The sequence below is a fragment of the Lysinibacillus sp. UGB7 genome, assembly GCF_049058285.1.
Taxonomy (GTDB): domain Bacteria; phylum Bacillota; class Bacilli; order Bacillales_A; family Planococcaceae; genus Lysinibacillus; species Lysinibacillus sphaericus_B.
Window position 1 is genome coordinate 1 of record NZ_JBMGUV010000012.1, and the last position, 19,421, is coordinate 19,421.

Annotated in this window: 24 protein-coding genes; 3 read left to right on the top strand and 21 right to left on the bottom strand. The window is 36.8% G+C overall.

What is annotated here, in order from left to right:
* Positions 1-27: 27 nt before the first annotated feature.
* The 15 genes from ACOMCU_RS12360 to ACOMCU_RS12430 form a co-directional block, all read right to left on the bottom strand.
* Positions 28-201, bottom strand: a complete 174-nt coding sequence (locus ACOMCU_RS12360) for a hypothetical protein (protein ID WP_155242532.1) — start codon at positions 199-201, stop codon at positions 28-30.
* Positions 202-436: 235 nt separating this feature from the next.
* On the bottom strand, positions 437-727 hold the full coding sequence (locus ACOMCU_RS12365) for a hypothetical protein (protein WP_421050358.1): 291 nt from the start codon (positions 725-727) through the stop codon (positions 437-439).
* A 396-nt stretch (positions 728-1,123) separates the two neighbouring features.
* The gene (locus ACOMCU_RS12370; RefSeq protein ID WP_421050359.1) at positions 1,124-1,870 is read right to left on the bottom strand and encodes a spore germination protein; all 747 of its coding nucleotides are present in this window, start codon (positions 1,868-1,870) and stop codon (positions 1,124-1,126) included.
* 231 nt (positions 1,871-2,101) lie between these two features.
* Complete coding sequence (locus ACOMCU_RS12375; protein ID WP_010861329.1) at positions 2,102-2,770, bottom strand: CAP domain-containing protein; 669 nt, start codon at positions 2,768-2,770, stop codon at positions 2,102-2,104.
* Between the two features lie 204 nt (positions 2,771-2,974).
* The gene (locus ACOMCU_RS12380) at positions 2,975-3,526 is read right to left on the bottom strand and encodes a hypothetical protein (protein ID WP_010861330.1); all 552 of its coding nucleotides are present in this window, start codon (positions 3,524-3,526) and stop codon (positions 2,975-2,977) included.
* A gap of 385 nt (positions 3,527-3,911) precedes the next feature.
* Positions 3,912-4,814 carry a CobW family GTP-binding protein gene (locus ACOMCU_RS12385; RefSeq protein WP_010861331.1) on the bottom strand — a complete coding sequence of 301 codons (903 nt, stop codon included), beginning with the start codon at positions 4,812-4,814 and terminating at the stop codon, positions 3,912-3,914.
* 90 nt (positions 4,815-4,904) lie between these two features.
* Positions 4,905-6,398, bottom strand: a complete 1,494-nt coding sequence (locus ACOMCU_RS12390) for a S41 family peptidase (protein WP_010861332.1) — start codon at positions 6,396-6,398, stop codon at positions 4,905-4,907.
* A gap of 373 nt (positions 6,399-6,771) precedes the next feature.
* Positions 6,772-7,512, bottom strand: coding sequence for a peptidoglycan recognition protein family protein (locus ACOMCU_RS12395; protein ID WP_010861333.1), 741 nt, complete (start codon positions 7,510-7,512; stop codon positions 6,772-6,774).
* Positions 7,513-7,900: 388 nt separating this feature from the next.
* Positions 7,901-8,290 carry a hypothetical protein gene (locus tag ACOMCU_RS12400; protein WP_421050360.1) on the bottom strand — a complete coding sequence of 130 codons (390 nt, stop codon included), beginning with the start codon at positions 8,288-8,290 and terminating at the stop codon, positions 7,901-7,903.
* A gap of 81 nt (positions 8,291-8,371) precedes the next feature.
* Positions 8,372-8,524 carry a hypothetical protein gene (locus tag ACOMCU_RS12405; protein ID WP_155242534.1) on the bottom strand — a complete coding sequence of 51 codons (153 nt, stop codon included), beginning with the start codon at positions 8,522-8,524 and terminating at the stop codon, positions 8,372-8,374.
* A gap of 227 nt (positions 8,525-8,751) precedes the next feature.
* Positions 8,752-9,177 carry a 3-hydroxyacyl-ACP dehydratase FabZ gene (gene fabZ, locus ACOMCU_RS12410; RefSeq protein WP_421050361.1) on the bottom strand — a complete coding sequence of 142 codons (426 nt, stop codon included), beginning with the start codon at positions 9,175-9,177 and terminating at the stop codon, positions 8,752-8,754.
* Positions 9,178-9,462: 285 nt separating this feature from the next.
* A complete protein-coding gene (locus tag ACOMCU_RS12415) occupies positions 9,463-9,672 on the bottom strand; it encodes a nuclear transport factor 2 family protein (RefSeq protein WP_010861336.1) in 210 nt (69 codons plus the stop codon).
* A 52-nt stretch (positions 9,673-9,724) separates the two neighbouring features.
* Positions 9,725-9,904, bottom strand: coding sequence for a transmembrane Fragile-X-F protein (locus ACOMCU_RS12420; RefSeq protein ID WP_421050362.1), 180 nt, complete (start codon positions 9,902-9,904; stop codon positions 9,725-9,727).
* A 93-nt stretch (positions 9,905-9,997) separates the two neighbouring features.
* Positions 9,998-10,759 (bottom strand): phosphotransferase family protein, encoded by a 762-nt coding sequence (locus ACOMCU_RS12425; protein WP_421050363.1) that lies wholly within the window; start codon positions 10,757-10,759, stop codon positions 9,998-10,000.
* Between the two features lie 187 nt (positions 10,760-10,946).
* Positions 10,947-11,507, bottom strand: a complete 561-nt coding sequence (locus ACOMCU_RS12430; protein ID WP_010861339.1) for a cysteine hydrolase family protein — start codon at positions 11,505-11,507, stop codon at positions 10,947-10,949.
* A gap of 119 nt (positions 11,508-11,626) precedes the next feature.
* Between ACOMCU_RS12430 and ACOMCU_RS12435 the strand changes: the two genes are divergently transcribed.
* Positions 11,627-11,866: a hypothetical protein gene (locus ACOMCU_RS12435; protein WP_421050364.1), complete on the top strand. Its 240-nt coding sequence runs from the start codon at positions 11,627-11,629 to the stop codon at positions 11,864-11,866.
* On the opposite strand, the gene ACOMCU_RS12440 is transcribed toward ACOMCU_RS12435, so the two are convergent.
* Positions 11,853-12,974: a response regulator gene (locus tag ACOMCU_RS12440; protein ID WP_421050365.1), complete on the bottom strand. Its 1,122-nt coding sequence runs from the start codon at positions 12,972-12,974 to the stop codon at positions 11,853-11,855. The genes ACOMCU_RS12435 and ACOMCU_RS12440 overlap by 14 nt on opposite strands.
* Before the next feature lie 131 nt (positions 12,975-13,105).
* A complete protein-coding gene (locus tag ACOMCU_RS12445) occupies positions 13,106-14,134 on the bottom strand; it encodes a zinc-binding alcohol dehydrogenase family protein (protein ID WP_421050366.1) in 1,029 nt (342 codons plus the stop codon).
* Positions 14,135-14,276: 142 nt separating this feature from the next.
* On the opposite strand from ACOMCU_RS12445, the gene ACOMCU_RS12450 reads away from it, so the two are divergent.
* Together ACOMCU_RS12450 and ACOMCU_RS12455 are read left to right on the top strand one after the other, a co-directional pair.
* A complete protein-coding gene (locus tag ACOMCU_RS12450) occupies positions 14,277-14,651 on the top strand; it encodes a winged helix-turn-helix transcriptional regulator (protein ID WP_421050367.1) in 375 nt (124 codons plus the stop codon).
* Between the two features lie 355 nt (positions 14,652-15,006).
* The gene (locus ACOMCU_RS12455; protein WP_421050368.1) at positions 15,007-15,768 is read left to right on the top strand and encodes a YoaP domain-containing protein; all 762 of its coding nucleotides are present in this window, start codon (positions 15,007-15,009) and stop codon (positions 15,766-15,768) included.
* A gap of 136 nt (positions 15,769-15,904) precedes the next feature.
* Here ACOMCU_RS12455 and ACOMCU_RS12460 read toward each other — a convergent pair whose 3' ends face one another.
* From ACOMCU_RS12460 to ACOMCU_RS12475, 4 genes are all read right to left on the bottom strand, one after another.
* Positions 15,905-16,666 carry a glycosyltransferase gene (locus ACOMCU_RS12460; RefSeq protein ID WP_421050369.1) on the bottom strand — a complete coding sequence of 254 codons (762 nt, stop codon included), beginning with the start codon at positions 16,664-16,666 and terminating at the stop codon, positions 15,905-15,907.
* Between the two features lie 493 nt (positions 16,667-17,159).
* Positions 17,160-17,420 (bottom strand): hypothetical protein, encoded by a 261-nt coding sequence (locus ACOMCU_RS12465; RefSeq protein ID WP_421050370.1) that lies wholly within the window; start codon positions 17,418-17,420, stop codon positions 17,160-17,162.
* Between the two features lie 225 nt (positions 17,421-17,645).
* The gene (locus ACOMCU_RS12470) at positions 17,646-18,206 is read right to left on the bottom strand and encodes a GNAT family N-acetyltransferase (RefSeq protein ID WP_421050371.1); all 561 of its coding nucleotides are present in this window, start codon (positions 18,204-18,206) and stop codon (positions 17,646-17,648) included.
* Positions 18,207-18,481: 275 nt separating this feature from the next.
* The gene (locus tag ACOMCU_RS12475; protein WP_421050372.1) at positions 18,482-19,327 is read right to left on the bottom strand and encodes an MBL fold metallo-hydrolase; all 846 of its coding nucleotides are present in this window, start codon (positions 19,325-19,327) and stop codon (positions 18,482-18,484) included.
* Positions 19,328-19,421: the final 94 nt, after the last annotated feature.

Consider the following 19,421-nt stretch of genomic DNA (forward strand, 5'->3'; position numbering starts at 1 on the left):
ATGTGAGTTGGATATTTAGCTATTCAACTAAGGAGCCCCGTTAGTTGAACTAATAAATAGAATTACCGCACTCCCATAAATAATACTGAAAGCAAAAAAGACAATAAATAATACAGCTATAGCTTTTGGTAATTTTCCATAAAAATATATTAATGCAATACCGATTAGTATGTGAATAACAGCAAAAAGTATAAAACTCATTCACCGCACCTCCTTACCTTATTTTACCACTTCTCTATAATTAGTCGATAAGATTTTCTTAAATTATCATGTTTAGTCACTCTTGAATGTCCTCTATTTAATATGATTCGCATAATCTCGCCTTCCTTTATATTAAAATACGCTACTCGATGTGAGTAGCGCTTACTGAACAATATGAAACTAATCCGTATCAATTTTAGTAAACTGTAAAGCTAAATTTTCTTTTGTTAAATAGCTAAATGCTAAAGGATCTTGTTCTTGTTGTGGCAGCCTCTTGCGCTAAAATAGCTTTACCCTCTGCGTAATGTGCTTTTTCCTCTGCTAGTGTTGCGCTTGCATTCGCCAACTCTGTTGCGGTTTTAGTTAAAGCCGTTGCTTGTTCCGTTGCAGTCGTAGCCGTTCTTGCATCTTGTGCAGCTGTTAGAGCTTGTTGAATTAAATCATTCAAACGAGCAAGTAATTCCCCAATGTTCTCACCAGTTAACATATCAATTTGCTGTTGTAAATTATTGATTTGACCTAACATTTCTTCTCGTAAAGCGTCTGTAACCCCACTCGCTTCACCGATTAAGGCTTCTAACAGACCGAAATTAAAGTTTAAATCGCCACGGTATCCTTTTGTCTAAGGTCGTGCCGATTACACGCATACGTGAAATGGGTTGCACCTGAAATTTGCATAGTGTTCCAACCTGGTGATAGTATCAGGCCTTTTTTATTTGTGTCTTTGAAAATGCTTAAACCGTTCTTAGTAAATCTAGTAGGCGTTTCTAGCTTAATCACGTCATTGGCACTACTAGCACCTGTGTATTGCCACGTCGAGCCGTTTGTATCATTTCTAATGTTTAAATTGTTACTAGCACCACGAAATTCAATTTAAAAAAACATGTCTCGTATGTTCGTTTTCAAAGGAACATCACCAGCGTTAAAAACTCGAATTGAAAAACGTCACAGGCGCTATTATAGCTGCTGGCGAAGTATTGGTCATGACAACGACTTTCCCTTCTACTAAATTGGCAACCACGCGATCAGGTCGCTCGGTATTGAGTAATTGAGGAAATGGCGACCATACGGAGTCCTCTAACTCATCGCTTAGCTGGCCCATACTATAAAAATAGTCAATATTTATGGCTTGAATACGTTTTTCTAATTCTTGTAGGGTCTCTGGTTTTATAACGCCATCCATATAGAGATAATAGGCTTTTGTATTGGTCTCTTTACCGATTAAAAAGGATTTCACGACAAGGGCAGGCGTATTAATTCGTTTCCGTAACAAAGCTAAATTTGTATCAAGGTTTTCAATCAGACCATCATGTGATCCTCGAAGAATATGTTCATTATTAGGTTCATCTGGATTTCGATTTACCTCATTCAATATAGTGAGAGAAAGCATTTCACCTGAATTAGGTAACACAATAAGTGTTTCTCCATTACAAATCCGTTTAACTGCTTGTGGTAGCGAGAAGCGTTCTAGCGTTGATACTAAAGTTTCACTCCAAAAAGGTTTCTCCGTATCCAAACGAGCATAGATAGTATAAAGAATTCTTTGCACTTCTTTGGCATCTACTAGCGAGGCATAAAAGCATAAAATTGCAGATGATCCTTTTCGCCAATCTACCTGTCTAACTGTAAAATCAGATGAATGATAAAAGGCCTTTTGTATACTTTTCATCATTATTCCACTTTATCCATAAAACGCCTCCTATAGAGGAAGTATAGGCAAAAACGGCTTTTTTCAAACGTTACGCGTGCTAACCCAAGTGCAAGAGTGGCGTAATTTTTCGCACAGCTTAAACAACAATGCTACAAAATAAAAAGATGTCCAAAAAAGCCATTGAAGACTTTTTTGGACATCTAGATCATGAAATTATTAAACTAGCTTTTCTTAGAAAGATATTACTAATTATTTTTGAATAAATTGTTGCGTCCAGTAGTTACCTGACTTCACATAACCTACACCGATGTGTGTAAATTTACCATTTAAAATATTAGCACGGTGACCTGGTGAATCCATCCAAGCTTGTACAACCTCTTGTGGTGTACGTTGACCTTTGGCAATGTTTTCACCTGCTCCTTTATACGTAATACCTAATGCTTTCATGCGATCAAATGGTGAACCAAATGTTGGACTCGTATGTGAGAAATAATTTTTTGATTGCATATCTTGTGATTTCTCACGAGCTGCTGCCATTAATTTTGTATCCGTTTGTAGTGCTGATAAGCCAGCTTTTGTACGTTCTGCATTCGTTAATTTTACTACCTCTTGTTCAAATGCATTGACATCAGACGTAGTTGATGTCGGTTTTGAAGTAGATGGTGCTGTTGTTGTATTATCTTTTTGCGGTGTCTGTGTATTATTATTAGTCGTTGTTTGTGTTGGTTTTGATGGCGTTGTAACCTGTGTTGGTTTTTTCACCTGCCAATTATTACTTGACCATTTATAGTAATAAGTTGTACAGTTTGTTGTTTGTTTAACTGTATTCCCCTCTGTAGTATTAGATGCAGCAGAAGCCAACTGAATTGGAGCTGCTAATAGAAATGTGACACAAATTGCAGTGAGTGTTTTTTTCATTTTGCAATCTCTCCTCTCTGCAACCTATCGTAAAGGATGAATCGATAAAAAATCTTACCAACATCTGCTAGCTTCGCCAACAAAAGAGTAGATTCCTGTTAAACGGGGGTTTTTTTATAATATATTTTGGCAAGTTCCACCAATCTATGAAATACTTACGTTATAGATAGGGTTGACATCCCTCGAAAACTAGCGAATACTGTGCTAATCTTTTTCATATTGCACACCATAATATAGATTGGCGACTACCGAAAATCCATGTGGAATTGCCGTTGCATCTTCTAAATTAAGACCGAAACTAAAAAAATCTCCTGGCCCTTGTGAAAATTGGCCAAGGGCGATGGATTGCTCATTATCCCCCCGTAGTTCAATAAATGGCATTGCTATATCAATTGACGCATCCCTTAAATTTTGCGTTAAGAAATAACCTTGCGATCTAGGTAATTTATTTTCGATAGTAAATGTGAAGTAAATATCTTGCACCTCTTCTCGTACCTTCACTTCTGTTAGCACAATTTTAGAGTTGCCAATACGGGTGACCACCTCATGCATACTTTGCGGCTTCTTGGAATGCAACGTAAACCAATCAGGTTTCACAAAAAAGTTTACAGCCCTATACTCTTCACCAATAGTTGTTCTATAACTATTTGCAGTCAATATATCTTGTTCTATTGCGGCATCCCAATAATAGCGATATAGCAATAGTCCAGGCAATAGAAGAAAGAACACAAGTAATAAGGATAAGGTTTTCTTCAATCTATCGTCCCTCCTCTATATCAATACAACATTACTTGTAAGGTTAAATCATACCACTTCAGTCCAACTAAAATAGTAGGACTGAAGTGGGGGTTTTCTTTTTCTCCCACCGATTGTTAGTTGAACCAATCGGGCTTTTACGGTCAGGTGTTCGACCACCTACTCGTTTCCACGTTCCCACTGGGCGTCTTTGTCTATACTGACCGTTAACGCAGGACAAAAAAGGAAGTGCCTCAGAAATGATCTAAGACACCCCCTTGTTTGTATGAAATCATGCTGTTTGATTGCGTTGTGCATTAAAAGCCTAGTGCCAGTTATCACCTATGCTCTTAATCAGCACCATGACTTACAAGCTCCATCGTTAAAATGGCTGGCATATGTTCTTTTAATCCACCGCAATTACATGCACAGCTCCTACGTTTTCTCCTATAATAACGAGTTTTGCCGGCATTTTCACATATTCCGGTAGCCATTGGACCATGCCATATGCATATTGGAATAACATTGGATTTTTAATCCCTTCTATTGGCACGTAGCCCTTCATTCGGTACACGGAATCAGGTAATTGACGTACCCACTCTTCAAATTGCTGCTGTGTAAAAGCCACTTCTGTAAACTCGACTAAACGTGAGCCTAAATGCATAGATGCAAGAGGCGCACTTACTATATCGCTTTTATCCACCTGTGATGTTGCCGACAAACTTTCAAGTAAATGTAGTGGCACACGCCCATTAGTAGTTTGTAAAATAAAAGCATGCGGATTAAAGCCCTGCAACTCATATACTACCTGTGCTTGCTCAGTCTCTGTCAGTAAATCTATTTTATTGGCCAGCAATAAATGAGCATGACGAATTTGTTCCATAAATAATGAACGTATTTGTGGTGTTAACGTCTCCCGATCTAGCCATAACTTCGAGTCAGCCACCGTGACAATTCCTTTCACATTCAACTGCTCTGCAAATAATGGTGAGTAGACAGCATCTAATGCTTCTACGGGATGGGCCGCTCCAGTTGTTTCAATTATAAGCACATCAAATTCACTATCTAATAGAAGAGATTGAATTTGGGCCTCAGTTTTTTCAGCACCGGAACAGCAAATACAGCCTTCTAGCATTTCTTTAAGCGGTACATCTTCCTCAACAGCTTGTGAGTCGAATGGTAACTTGCCAAGTTCATTCATAATAACAGCAGGCTTTAAGCCCTTTTCTTTTAGTTGACGAATGACATCTGTCAGCATTGATGTTTTGCCACTACCTAAAAATCCACTAAATAAGTATACGTCTTTCACACTTGTGCCCTCCTATGAAAAAAGCTGCCGCATTAGCCGTACGAGACGACTTCTGCGACAGCTACTGTGTTCGTTTGTTCGTTCTAGCGTTTACTCTTTACCGCCAGTAAGCAATTCTTTTGCTTTTAACAGTTGCGGATCATCTGACTTCATTTTTATACGTAATGCATCCATTAATGCATATGTTGTTTCGCCTGTTAAAACTCCCGTTTCTTCAAGCTTACTCGCTGCTTGTAGTTTCTCAACCGCACGTTCTGTGTATTGATCGAAAACGCCATCCACTTTCCCTGGATCATAGCCAAGGACTTCTAACATTTCTTCTGCTGCTTTCACAGATTCTGATTGTAAGCCCTTCTTCATTTCATACGACGCATCCAAAAATGGTAGTGACGCGTACGGTGGGTACGGTACTTTCACATCGGGTTCAATCCCTTTTTCATTAATCCAGTTGCCATTTGGTGTTAACCATTTGCCTGTTGTGAATTTTAGATTAGAGCCATCTTTTAATGGTGTAACATTTTGCACGGTACCTTTACCGAAAGATGTTTCACCAACAATTTTTGCCCCGACTGATTCACTTAACGCTGCCGCTAAAATTTCAGAGGCAGATGCGCTACCATTGTCAACTAGTACGGTCACTGGTAAGTTATATTTTTTACCACCGATAGCATTTTTGATAGCCGGTTCCTCATCTTTTTCCTGCACTTGAACAATTGGCTTACCTTCTGCAACGAATAGATTTGAAATTTCAAGAGCTGCATCTAAGTAGCCACCCGGGTTTTGTCGTAAATCAAGAACAATACCTTTCATGCCTTTCCCTTCGTACTCAGCAAGTATTTTTTCCAACTCATCTGCAGTCTGTTCACTAAATGAAGTGATTTGAATATGAGCAATATCCCCATCAAGCATTTCACCGTAAACCGTTTCGACAGGTATATCATCACGAACAATCGTCATTTGGATTGGTTCTGCATTTTCACCGCGTTTAACGGTTAACTTAACGGGCGTCCCTTTTTCACCTCGAATAAGGGCTACAGCCTCTGAAGAGCTAAATCCTTGAATACTTTTCCCATCGACCGTTAGAATGATATCTTTCGGTAATAGTCCTGCCTTTTCAGCAGGTGAATTTTTAATTGGTGACACTACTGTTATAAAGCCGTTACGTTCTTGAATTTCCGCACCGATTCCTTGGAAACTTGACGAAAGACCTGTGTTGAATTTTTCAGCCTCATCTTTCACCATAAAATCAGAATACGGATCGTCTAACGCGTCGAACATGCCATTGATTGCACCATCGACCACTTTTTCATCTTCAATATCTTTGTAATATTTGCTTTTTAGCATATCAAATGCTTCATATAGTTTGGTAAATTCCGCACGCTCAATCGGAACCTTTACTTCTACTACTTTCTTTTCACCGAATGTTAACGCAAAAATCGTTAAGCCTGCGGTAATTAAGATTGTAAAGAACATCAGCATAATAAATTTAAACGGTTTCATCTGAATAAATTGACCCGCTGGTTTGACTTCTCCTTGCGGTGTTTGTTCCTGCTGTTCTAAATCATCTTTTTTCTGTTCATCCATCTTAATTGTCACCACTCTCATATACACTAACTTGTTGTCACACTATTACCATCTTAACAGGTTATAGAGTAGACGAAAAGAAAAAGACTGTCAAAATTTCATGACAGCCCTTCCTTTCAACTATCTTCATAATATCCGGCTTAAAAAGGAACCTTTAACTACGCTGTTAAAAAGGAAAGTACCTATATATAGACAGCTTGTCCTAAAGAAATGTTGCAAAGGTTGTCATATTTTAATTCGGCAAAGAAAGGAACGCAACTAAAAAATCTGTAGAGTCCCTCTCTCCTCTGTTAAGTTTACGTAATATGATACTTGCTTTACTATTGTACTCAATTCTTTAAAGCAGTCAAATAATTTTTTCCAAACGTGGTAGTTATGCAGGGACAATATACGTAACTTGCGCCAATTTCGTAGTTTTTATTTTATTTTCTGCATGCTGTGCAGCGTTCAAACCTGTAAATGTACCTGTTTTCACTCGATATTTAGCCCCATCCTGCTCTATATAAGCAACCCAGCCAAACCGATTCTGCATCACTTCTAAAACGCTCTGCGCAGCTTTCCGTGTACTGTACGTTCCAGTTAAAAGACGGTATTTTAATGGCTCCGTTGAGGGGTTCTCTGGCTGTTGTGTATCTGCATCTGCAATCATTTTCAAAAAATTGGACCAAGAGATTTTTCCAGCTCTCATATTTCTTGGACAGTTTTTCCCACTAAAATAGTGATGCTGTACAATGTTGTCAATTGATATATTCTCATCTTTTATAATTTTTGCAATAAGACTCGCCGCATTTTCCACGGCCTTCTTGTAATTCCCGTCACTATTCACACATATTTCAATTTGAATCCCTTGATTATTTCCTATATAAGTCCCAGCTCCCCAGCATTGCCAATAATGCGCAAACGATTGTACAGCTTCCTTATCATCCACTTGCCAATGCCAACTGGCGTCACGGCTGTTCCCATTCACTTGTAATCGTGCGTGAGCATCTGCATCGGCCCCTACACTGGTATTGTCTGTTTCATGTACAACAATATATTTTTTAGCATTGTTTTTACCGTTCGTTATTTTGGCCGCTTGACTAGCTGAAACTAATTTTTGTCGAATCGTTACCAAGCATTTTCCTCCTCTCTGCTAGTAATATCATGCCCTCTGCTAGAAATGCTCATTATAAAACCGACTACATGAAACTGTAATCGGCTTGTAACGAGCACTTCTATTCATCTTATCGCTATCAGTGTCGTCTCTTGCCGTAAGTATTTCTACCCACCATGAATCGAGTTGCTATTTCTATACTATGCACTATTCAAAGCGGGTGCTGTGTTTTTATATGCACTGCTCCTAAACAAAAAGGCAACGGATACTATCGCCATTCATCTCTAAACAATAGGTCGAACATACATCCAATATTTTTCTGTTGTTGCTTAACGTAACTAAGAAGTGCTAGCAATACTTTTGAGAAAGGATTTACACGAACAAAATCAACAGAAGGATATAACTTAAATCAGTGTGAGATGAAGAAAACCCCCATTGATTGGAGATTCACTTTATCTGCCGCTGCTACTAGATTTTCTGTCGCAATAGCTACATATGGACATTGAAAAGAGCGAAGAATCGTTAAATTATGGAATTTTTTGACCCTGTCATCCCAATCATTAGGAAAATAAGGATTCAAAGTTTCATTAGTAAATTTATAAGCAAGTAATTCAAAACCATAGGGAGCCGTATCAACCACTTCGAACTGATTAGTTAAAAAGAAATCCTGGCTTGGTGCCCAAGATGTTTTCGCATTCGTCACAACCACGACACCTTTTTTTGATAACTTTTTTGCATCCTCAATCCATTTATTGATGAGTTGCGTGCCATAGCCCTTACCGCCTTCACTTACCCACAAACAATGGATGACTAAATAACCGTCAGCATGTACTACTCTAGAAGAAAATTCTGCAGCAGTATATTCAATAAATCCAACTTGTTATTGATTTCCAAGTAATTGGACATATTTTAACCCTTCCTCGAATTGATTGTTTAACCAGTTAGTTTTATTGATATATCCCGTCGATTTCTTTTTACTCTGTAAACAATAACTGCCTATGCCCTCTAGCATTTCATAATTTAATTCCACCATTTAACATCGCCCAATTAACAAACACTCTTCTCAGCAACAATTACTTTTGGTAACTATACCTTTTTTGTATTTTAATATGTAAGCGCTTCAAAAACAAGATAGATTTATTTGTTTTTTGAGCATTGGATCAACCACTGACATCGGTCAAGAAACGTAGGTTTAAAATCTTTCATTCGATGTATGAAAAAAGGATCAACAGGCTAAGTTAGCACTGCTGATTCTTACTGTTAATTACCAAATGCAAATATTAGCTCTGTCTCACATACTAGTTCTCCGTCAACAGTTGCCATCCCTTTGCCTTTTCCAATTGGACCTTTTAGTCGTGTAATCTCTACTTCAAGACGTAGCTGGTCACCTGGTTTGACTTGTTTTTTAAAACGACAATTATCGATACCTGCTAGTAAACCTAACCTACCTTGATTTCCTTCTTTTGTTGACATGATTATCGCACTGACTTGCGCTAAAGCTTCTACAATTAACACGCCTGGCATAATCGGATAGTTAGGAAAATGACCTTTAAAAATCTCTTCATTAATCGTGACATTTTTAATGCCAATCGCTCTCTTTCCTTCTTCTAGTTCTAAAATTCGATCAACTAAAAGAAATGGATAGCGATGCAAAATAACATCCTTTATTTTTTGAGTGTCTAACATGGAAAACCTCCTTTTAACCCTTCACCACATTTTATCACTTGATGTTATAAGTTGGTACTAATTTTTAAGAAATAGTCGATTTTACAACAAAAAAAAATCACGCTCTTAGAACGTGATGATCATGTCAATCGCTTGGATGAATGAAATATAGAAAATTTTATTGAACTAGACTGCAATGTCCTGAAATAATTTTTATTTTGTCATCGTCATTTACCCAAACACGTGTGTACCACATTTCATCGTCAATAGGTTCAACACCAACTGTACCTTTTAATGAAACCCGTGTTACAGTAACAGCTGAACTAGTTCAATCGAAGTAAAATTTAATAGTCCGGAGCGATGTGCTTGTAAATCAGCTGTTTTTGTTAACCTTTGCCCAAAATGATTTACAAAAATCAACTCATCATGAAGTAGCTCACTTAATATTTCCACATCACTAGCTACCATTGCTTCTCGAAGTTTTTCTTCACACTGGATTATTTGCTTCTTTTCCATCATGAACCCTCCCTGTCAAACTATGTGCCGATAGCGTTAAGTCGTTCTACCATTATCGTTTTCTTGCTACTAGTACTGCAATGACTACCATCATTAACTTTATGAAAAAAAACAAGGCATAGATACTAAAGGAGATAATCGATGGTAATAACACGAACCACCACGACCACGCTATAAGGCCTGTTAACTTTAGTAGTACAAAGACAATTGTTAATACTTCTGCAATCCCCATAATCCTACCATCTCATCCCATTTCTTTAGTTATTGAACAGCATTTTTACATCATAGAAGCTTTTCTACACTTTTGTGTAATGGCCTACAGCTATTAGAAAAACTCATATAAACCATCATTGAAAAATGCAAACTCTAGTACCGATGACTTGTAACGTGTATACCCTTCATAAAAAGCAAACAAATCTGATGGTTGATTCATCATTTGACGAATAGCAAGTGCTTCATCATAACGTGGGTCACCAACCGTCATGCCTGCAACATCAATAAAATAAGCAACTTTTCCATCCACAACGAGTACATTATCAATTGTACAATCACCATGAATAAAAGTGTCTCTAACAGCATTTGGTCGATGCACATTGAGAAATTCCCATAATTTCAGATCTCCATCGCACTCTTCTTCGAGCGCATAGTGATAACCTGTCTGTAATTGCCGATCTAACCAATCATTCGACTGCTCTTTAACCGTTAGTGCATGAAAATTGTTAAGAAAGCAGCCAAAACTTGTTAATAATTGGGCTCTCTCTCGGTTTGAATTTACTTGTTCCAGCGCTTTACGCAGTGTTATGCCTTGAATATATGACATGAGTAAATAACTTCTATCTTTATCTTCCCAAAAAGTTATAAGCTTCGGAATAGCCACTTCCTTTAAAACAGCAAATTTACGCATCGCTAACGCCTCATTCTTTAGCCATTCCCGATACTTCCGTTCACTGGAAATTTTCAATACATACGCCTCTGCATTCGTGCTTACTTTAAACACCTCGGAAGTGCAACCTTGAAAGGCTAATTTTTCAATTTCAACTGGCCGTTTCAAGACATTCTCTACATAACGCAAGACGTTTTTATCCATCCTTATCTCCCCCCTTTAGAAAGTTTTAAAAAAGAATTTCTTTTGCCATAAAGAAATTGCAGCAAGTTAAAGGGCATGCGTCCGGTTTAACCCCCGATTCATGCCCAATAAACGGTCTTATAAAATGTCTTTTTTTAATTGATAACAAGTTGGAGTCGTAAGTCCATTAACGCTTACTTACAGAAGACTAACGATATTGGTGATGGTTAGGTTCAAAAACATGTTCTTGAGCCTTTCTGACAACAGAAAAATTGTCTACATTGTAATGTCCATGAAGGATATCATTGTGGTGAGCGATTATTTTTTCTGCCGACATAACCTTAGAATCTGTCGTCGAATGGCCATCCCCAACAAGCGTTACATCAAAAGAGTGAACAGTAGCTGTGCGAACGGCTGTATCGATACAGTGTTCTGTCTTACAACCCATGATAACTAAATGAGTCACTTCTTGTTCTTTTAAATATTGCAGCAATTCAGTTTTGTAAAAGGAATTAGTGGCCTCTTTGTCAATAATAATGGCCGTATTAGACGGCACATTGATTTCATTGTGAACTTGAAAACCAGCACCTTGCCCATTCGCTACATCCTTATCTCTTACAAAAATAATAGATGCTCCTGCTTGTATTGCTTGATTGATTACGCTATTGATATTGTCAATTAACCTTTCTTTCTGAAACACTTCTTGTTCTTCTTGATTGCCGTCAATCAACTCTTGTTGGGCATCAATCACTAATAATGCTTGATTCAATATGTCTATCTCCTCTACGCTAAAAATTTTTAAAACAGTAGGAATTTCTGTAATGTGCAAAAATTACTACTATTTATCCTGCATCAACGGTCAGTAAGACGCCCACCTCAAGTGGAAGGATGAGAACGAGTCAACTAGGTGGGCGGTCAACTGACCGTAAAAGCCCGATTGGTTCAACTAACAATCAGTGGGGAATGAAGAAAACCCCCACTGATTGGAGTTTCACTTTATTTAACAGTATTTTATCACAGTTTGTAAAAAATTGGCAGCAGAACAATCATTGTAAATATAAACGCGCCATTTTGATTCAGGCGGATGACAAACGATATACTAGCCTACAAGAAATTAGTCATTTATGATCTTTTCATATATGGCTATTGTTTTAGAAGTTGGAAAAATTCCTAAATCATTTTTTAAGTTCTCCTGAAATCTATTAAATACCTGTATAGCATCCGCACGATTACCCGTTTCTATATAATGTTGCAATAGTTTTTGTATAATTTGATCTGAATAATAATCTTGTTGTAACCATATTAGTAGCGTTTCCTCTTTTTTCTTTAAGTCACCGTTTAGTGTATAAACTTCAATCATCTTTTCAAGTAACAATGTGAATTGGTCAAGATAATACTTTGCTGTATCTGCCACCCAAGAGTAATACATAGATTGCAAAAAATCACCACTGTAACTTTTTAAGAAAGTTTCTGCTCTTTCTATATCTAGATTAGCTATATTTTGGCTAAGTTTTTCTAGTTCAAAGGCATCACACTGTAAATCCTCCATACTTAAAATATAATGATTATTTTTGTATCTCAGTTTATTTTTATAGCCTATGTGCGATAAAGCTGTGCGCAAATATGTGATGGTTGTATGTAACCTAATCCTAGCCTTTTTAGTTTCAATATCCCTCCAAATACTTTCTAAAATTGTATCACGATGAATTTCTGTATTTAGATTTGTTAATAAAAATGCAAATAGTTCCTTCGTGTGGGACGTGCGCCAATTTACAATGTTATTTTTATGATACACTGTAAATCCTCCAAAACATTGTATTTTAAGTGAGGGTGAACAAGGGCTAGCATGAGGAATTTTTCTATTTCCAAGGTATAATCTTTCCTTCAGTCTATCGATAGTCTCTGCTAATCGTAATTGTGAAATAGGTTTTAAAATAAAATCAAACGCATTTATTTCAAATGCTTCGACAGCATAATCTTTATAAGCCGTGAGCACAACCAAATGTACATTCGAATCCAATTTTTTCATTTTTTCAATGATATCTAGCCATTCCATGTCACAATTGTCTACATCTAAAAAAGCCACTTCGAATCTATCCTTGTCTTTCTCCTGACACAACTCCTTGACGCTTGAAAAAACGCTGACAACTTCCATGATGGAATGAAATTCATGTAGCTCTCTTGTCAAAGTATCTATCGTTACTTGTTCTTGTCCAATTAAAATAATGCGAATCATTAATAGTAAATCCTTTCAACAACAACTGTCCTTTATTTAGTAAAAACAATAAATTCTATTGTTCATACTTAGTCATGTTACAACAAAGATGACGTCCATTCATAATGGTAGCCATCTTTGTTGTAAATTAATTACTCAAAATGTTCTATTACCACTTTGCCAATAGTCTTACCTGTTTCTAATAGCGCATGCGCTTGTCGCAAATTCTCAGCATTAATGGGATAAAGATGTGTAGCAATGGTTGTTTTTACTATATTATTGTCTACTAAATCAGCTATTTTAGTTAACAGCTTGTGTTGTTCTATCATATCTTCCGTTTGGAACATAGATCTTGTAAACATGACTTCCCATACAAACGTAGCACTTTTATTTTTTAGTAGTGTTAAATTAAGTAGCTCATCTGTTTCCACGATTGAGCAAATGCTTCCTTGGGGCGCAATAGCATGTGCCATGTTACGCCAGTGTTTATCTGTTGAATTTAAACAAAGAATGTAATGGACCGTCTCAAAACCTAACATTTTAAGTTGAGGAACGAACTCTTCATAGTGATTGATGATGTAATCAGCCCCTTGTTCTTTAGTCCACGCTATTGACTCAGGTCTTGAAGCTGTTCCAATTACGGTTAAACCAGCCCACTTTGCTAGTTGGACAGCAATCGATCCTACCCCACCTGCTGCACCAATAATGAGAATTGTTTTATTGTCATTTTGCTGTGGCTGCAAACTTACGCCCAAGCGCTCAAATAGTGCCTCATAAGCTGTAATTGATGTTAACGGTAAGGCAGCGGCTTGCGCATAGTTTAATGACTTTGGTTTTTTGCCTACAATTCTTTCATCCACTAGATGGAACTCGCTATTACACCCTTGACGAGTAATATCTCCAGCATAATAAACTTCATCGCCTGCTTTAAACAACGTACAGTGAGGTCCCACTTCTTCTACTATCCCTGCGACATCCCATCCTAAAATTTTTGGAATTTCTTCCTTCTTGTCCTTTGGCGATCGTACTTTATAATCGACAGGATTTACGGCAACAGCCTTGACTCGCACAAGTAAATCTCTGCCTGAAGTACTCGGCTTCTCTATGTGTAAATCCACTAAACTTTGTGGTTGATTAATAGGTAAATATTGATATAAACCAACAGCTTTCATTTTTTCCATCGATCGTTCCTCCTCTATTCAGCAACAATATTGATGTCCCTTATATCTGCTATAATAGTATACAGTTGATATTTTATGTAAGTACGCACATTTTTGTTGCATAGTATCAAATTTTATACTATTGGAGTTTGGAGGAATTCTAATGATAGAAAATAATGATTTCAATCCTTATCCTGCTTGTCCTGATGCTCATGGATGCCCTGTTGAAGCAACTTTAGAAGTAATTGGTGGGAAGTGGAAAGGAGTCATTTTATATCACTTACTATCAGGGACAAAGCGTTTTAATGAATTCCGTCGATTAATGCCCGATATTACACAGAGAATGTTAACGCTACAGCTTCGAGAATTAGAGAAAGATGGCGTAGTTCATAGAGAGGTGTATAAAGAAGTGCCACCGAAAGTGGAGTATACATTAACAGAATTCGGCTATACACTCGAACCCATTATTATGCTGATGAGAGATTGGGGAGAAAAGTATAACAGTAAAGTAAAACACCATAAAATACTTGAAAGATAACTTAGTATCGCTCAACTAGTTTAGTAATCTGTCATAACACTGTAACAACATACATTCCGAAATAAGTAAAGTTGGTGCTGGAGTATTACACCACTGCTTCAGGGTATGGGAACGAAGATTGTTATTGGGGTGTGTATACGGATGAATTAGGACGATAGCTGTATAGATAAACATTTTGGTATTTTGTTGTGCAAGGAAAAGGATATTGATGAGGCTGACCGCGCATTTACTGTATAGGTCGAAGAGGATTTAACACCTTTTTAACGAAAACAATAGAATATGCCTAATCAGGACTAATTTCAATTTGAGATGGTCTTTATTGAACCCATCTTCCCCGAAAGGTGCGATTAGAAAAATGTCATTCATACACATCACTAAAAACAATATTGAAAGTGAACATATTTGTTGTGCTTTAGGTGCCAAACAATATGAGAATGCCGTATTAGAAAAGAAACAATGGTTGACGGATCGAATGGATGAAGGACTAGTATTCTATCGTTTAAATGAACGTGCCAAAGTATTTATCGAATATTTACCAGCTGAAGTGGCATGGGTTCCTATCCAAGCGCCTAATTATATGTATATCAATTGCTTATGGGTTTCTGGTAAGTATAAAGATCAGTGCTATGCAAAACAATTATTAGCTTACTGTAAAAAAGATGCTATTTCCCGTGGCATGGATGGGCTTGTACATATTACAGGGAAGAAAAAATTACCTTATTTAAGTGATCCTCGTTTCTTTGAACATTTAGGTTTTGAGGTAGTAGATCAAGCTGAACCATATTTTCAATTAATGACCTTAACATGGCAGGATGAAGCAATTAAACCATCATTTAAAAAGCCAATGAAGATTTCTAATGAAGAAGAAGGAATCACTATTTATTTTACAGCCCAATGCCCCTTTGCAGTTGGGATTTTAGACGAGCTAAAAAAAGTAGCAGAAAATCATCAGGTACCTTTCCAAGTTCACAGGATTACAACAAAACAACAAGCGCAAAATGCACCCACTCTATGGACAACGTTTGCTTTGTTTTACAACGGGAAATTCATAACGCACGAAATAATGAGTCCAGCTAAATTTGATAAATTACTGGCAAAACTACCATTAGAACAATGACGTTTTTTCTAATGATATGCAAGAGACCAGGCTCAAAATAAATGAATACCTGGTCTCATTCATTTAGCTAGTGGATTTATGACAAATGCCTTAAATGTTTTACATGGCACCTATTTTAATCACCTAAATAGTCTCATCATCTACCTTGATTTTCATAATAAACTTCATCTGCAGATTTTCGGTCATTCCCTTTAAGGTAGGCTAAAATCATTTTTGGTCTTTTAAGTAATGCCCAATCTCCATGCTTATCAAATCTTCTGCACGATGTGATCATCCCATTTTTGATTGTGCCGTATTTTTTACCGTTTTTCTTGCCCCATTTTTTTAATCGTTTAGCAAAATCAGCATCTTCAGCCATTAACATATTTTCATTGAAGCCTTGTATGGCCTGAAAGTCTTTTTTGTAGCACCAAAAGATACCTACAGATATAAACCCGTATTTAAAAAGCAAGGGAACTATCAATAGTATGGTAGAAACGATGATCCCTACTGAGATTCTTTCAAATCCACCATTCACACCCCCCCCAATGTAATGGTTCGTAGCTAGGAGCTTTTCAACATCGGCTAGCAAATGTTTGGTCATCCGAGAATCAGCATCGATGGTAATGATTATTTCGCCTCTGGCAATTTCAGCTCCTGCATTCCTTATTTTCGATAAATTTTTATCCTGATTAATTATTGTAAGGCAATTATAAGATTGGGCAATTTCCTCCGTTTTGTCCGTACAACGATTTAGGACTACAATGACTTCGATTTGATGGTTATATGGTTCAGATGCCTTCAAAATTGAATCCAAACATTCGCCAATGTAGTGCTCTTCATTATGAGCAGGAATGATTACAGAAAATTTTACATCCTCATTCGGAACATCTTTGACGAATCGATTCTTGTCTATCATACTTGACTATCCCCTTTCTGAATTATTTTACCTATTTTATCCTATTCACCCTAATTAAATATATCACTTTCACGCTAATTTTTTGCTAAATGAAAAGGGAGTTTTCATGACAATAATCATGCTTTTGCGGTAATCATTAATTTCTGCAAAAAAAAATATCCTACATCTCATAGGATACCTCACACTGCAGTTCTATTCGGCAAAATCGACTTTGACGATAACCATTCTTCTTTAACAGCGGAAGTAACAAAAATCAGGTCAGGAAAAAGCCACTCAATCGCTAATCGCTCAGGTATACCGCCGTATCGATCGGGTCTATTGCAGTTTCGCTGAGGTTCACCTCAGTAATGCTCGGGTTCACCGCAGTTTCGCTCAGCCACAAGTAACAACCGCTCCTTTTTTCTGAAATTGCTTTGTAAAACAAAAAAGACTTCTTTATATGAGTTGTAATCATAAAAGCAAGTCCTATAGTTATTCAATTAGAGCATTCAAATTATACCGAACGTTCATGTACATTTAATTGTTTGTTTCTTTGATATTTAATGATGATTAAAATCAATGCTTGTATAGTCATAGCTAATACGAGCAGCACCAAATGGGTTGAATAATGAAAGAATGCTGACAGAATATACAATATCGGTGCTGAAGACAAATAAGACACAGTCGAAATACTAGCAGTAACTAGTAAAAGCTCTAGTATGATACCGATAGAACCACTATCTAAGAAATACTGTACGTCATAAAAGTAAGACATCTATGAACCCCCTCTGAATTATCAAATTATCCTTCAAAAACACTTTCCGTATAGCATCGAATATCAATATTAGTATATTAATATCAGTAATAATTGTCAATAATTCTATAAAATGTTTAATATTATTAATTTCAATTGATTTAGGGTAACTTTCTGTAAACTATAATGTCTTAGATGCATAGAAAAAGTCACATTCCACTAAATGATTGGATGTGACTGTATGTGTTACTTATATTCACTTTTCAATTTAGAGAAAATAGCTAGATCAACATATTTTCCATTCTCAAATTCATGTTGGCGTAACACACCTTCTTTATAAAAATCAAATTTTTCTAATAACCTCATAGATGATGTGTTTTCTGGTTCAACCTTCGCTTCGATTTTATTTATATTCATCGTCATAAAAGCAAAATGTATAATACAAGGTAAGGTTTCTTTCATAACGCCCTTGCCCCAATATTTTGGTGTTAAATCATAGCCGATTTCGATACGATTATGAGCTTTTTCATAATTCAAAAACCCACATGTTCCAATGATATTTTTGGAATCAATATCTTCAATAACCCATCTTAAACCCGTCTGTTCCTTGAAAATTTTATCGTACCAATTTATTTCATTTATCGCGTCTTCTTGCGATTTAAATGGAGTGAAAGGCAAATATTTCACTACTTCTTCATGTGAATAAAGCGCAAAAATATCACTCGCATCATTTGTTGTTGCTTGTCTTAAAATGAAACGTTCTGTTTGAAATCTAGGAAAATCTGTAAAAGTAAATGTTGAATTCAAACTAATCCCCCTTTAATGCCGTAAATTAACAGTATGTTACTGTAATAGTAACATATACTTTTAACCTGAGTGTTAAACTGATCTTAGAAAATTTCATGATTAAATCTATTTTGCAGGCTATCAACTAAACTAAAACAGCTTTCGAAACATATTAATAGTAGTGTAAAGCTAATTTAGCCTTACACCTCCTGAATTGTTACTAAGGGTCACGTCTGTGGCCCTTTTCGTATTAGCTTTAATGCCCCTTTGGGACAACCTCTAAATCTGTTAGTGAGTCAATTCAGATATTTGCTATGGTTTGGTACAGCAATCTTTTCAAAGTCATACACTAATTTCTGTAAGTTGTTTGTTAGTTCTTGTCCAGTCATCGGTAATCCATGGCCAGCGATGGCTACTGCCGGTTTAAGTGCTGCTAATTTTTTCACTGATTCCCAAGCAGCCAACCAATCGGTCGTAAAATATCGTGGTGGACCACTGATTTCCTTTTTCTGCATCACCACTTTATAAAGGGACTCCTGTTTGACGGTGACAAAAGCATCTCCAACAATTAAAGCCCGATCCTCGTCTCTAAATAAAGATATATGTCCAACTGTATGGCCAGGCGTGTGAATCCATCGGAAACCAGGCATATATGGAACAGTGCCATCTGTAGGAAGTGCCTTAACGTTGCTGCCTAAATTTATGGCTTCGTTAGGAAAAAAAGAGGAGATTTTGGCTATTAGCCCACCATTTGCAATGGGGTCTGGCTCTGGATAGTTTTTTCGACCTGTTAAATAAGGCAATTCTAACGGATGGGCATAAACAGGAACCTTCCAATAATTGATTAATTCAATAATTGCCCCAATATGATCGAAATGACCATGCGTTAAAATTACTGCTCGAGGGCGGCTTTTAAGACCAAACCGTTTTTCTACTACATCGATGATTTCACGAGCACTTTTAGGCATACCTGCGTCAACTAATACAAAATCGCTAGTATATGGGTCACCATAGAGTGCAATATTGACAATTTGAATAGTATGTTGGTACAAATCTCTTAACACTTCAATGCCATCACCGCTACCGATTGAAGTTGCTGGAATATATTTAAAATCACTACCATAGGTCATATCCTTGTCCATTGGAAAAACCTTCTTCCTCCTGAAATTTATGAAGACAATGGTAGTTTTCCTTTTCGTAGCAAAAATAAAACTAGAAAAAAATGGTTATTAACTG

Bases quoted from the DNA above. Each gene is read 5' to 3' on its own strand.
- ACOMCU_RS12360 (WP_155242532.1), bottom strand. From the start codon at position 201: ATGAGTTTTATACTTTTTGCTGTTATTCACATACTAATCGGTATTGCA.
- ACOMCU_RS12365 (WP_421050358.1), bottom strand. From the start codon at position 727: ATGTTAGGTCAAATCAATAATTTACAACAGCAAATTGATATGTTAACT.
- ACOMCU_RS12370 (WP_421050359.1), bottom strand. From the start codon at position 1,870: ATGAAAAGTATACAAAAGGCCTTTTATCATTCATCTGATTTTACAGTT.
- ACOMCU_RS12375 (WP_010861329.1), bottom strand. From the start codon at position 2,770: ATGAAAAAAACACTCACTGCAATTTGTGTCACATTTCTATTAGCAGCT.
- ACOMCU_RS12390 (WP_010861332.1), bottom strand. From the start codon at position 6,398: ATGGATGAACAGAAAAAAGATGATTTAGAACAGCAGGAACAAACACCG.
- ACOMCU_RS12405 (WP_155242534.1), bottom strand. From the start codon at position 8,524: ATGGTGGAATTAAATTATGAAATGCTAGAGGGCATAGGCAGTTATTGT.
- fabZ (WP_421050361.1), bottom strand. From the start codon at position 9,177: ATGTTAGACACTCAAAAAATAAAGGATGTTATTTTGCATCGCTATCCA.
- ACOMCU_RS12415 (WP_010861336.1), bottom strand. From the start codon at position 9,672: ATGGAAAAGAAGCAAATAATCCAGTGTGAAGAAAAACTTCGAGAAGCA.
- ACOMCU_RS12420 (WP_421050362.1), bottom strand. From the start codon at position 9,904: ATGGGGATTGCAGAAGTATTAACAATTGTCTTTGTACTACTAAAGTTA.
- ACOMCU_RS12425 (WP_421050363.1), bottom strand. From the start codon at position 10,759: ATGGATAAAAACGTCTTGCGTTATGTAGAGAATGTCTTGAAACGGCCA.
- ACOMCU_RS12435 (WP_421050364.1), top strand. From the start codon at position 11,627: ATGAGAACGAGTCAACTAGGTGGGCGGTCAACTGACCGTAAAAGCCCG.
- ACOMCU_RS12440 (WP_421050365.1), bottom strand. From the start codon at position 12,974: ATGATTCGCATTATTTTAATTGGACAAGAACAAGTAACGATAGATACT.
- ACOMCU_RS12445 (WP_421050366.1), bottom strand. From the start codon at position 14,134: ATGGAAAAAATGAAAGCTGTTGGTTTATATCAATATTTACCTATTAAT.
- ACOMCU_RS12450 (WP_421050367.1), top strand. From the start codon at position 14,277: ATGATAGAAAATAATGATTTCAATCCTTATCCTGCTTGTCCTGATGCT.
- ACOMCU_RS12455 (WP_421050368.1), top strand. From the start codon at position 15,007: ATGTCATTCATACACATCACTAAAAACAATATTGAAAGTGAACATATT.
- ACOMCU_RS12460 (WP_421050369.1), bottom strand. From the start codon at position 16,666: ATGATAGACAAGAATCGATTCGTCAAAGATGTTCCGAATGAGGATGTA.
- ACOMCU_RS12465 (WP_421050370.1), bottom strand. From the start codon at position 17,420: ATGTCTTACTTTTATGACGTACAGTATTTCTTAGATAGTGGTTCTATC.
- ACOMCU_RS12475 (WP_421050372.1), bottom strand. From the start codon at position 19,327: ATGGACAAGGATATGACCTATGGTAGTGATTTTAAATATATTCCAGCA.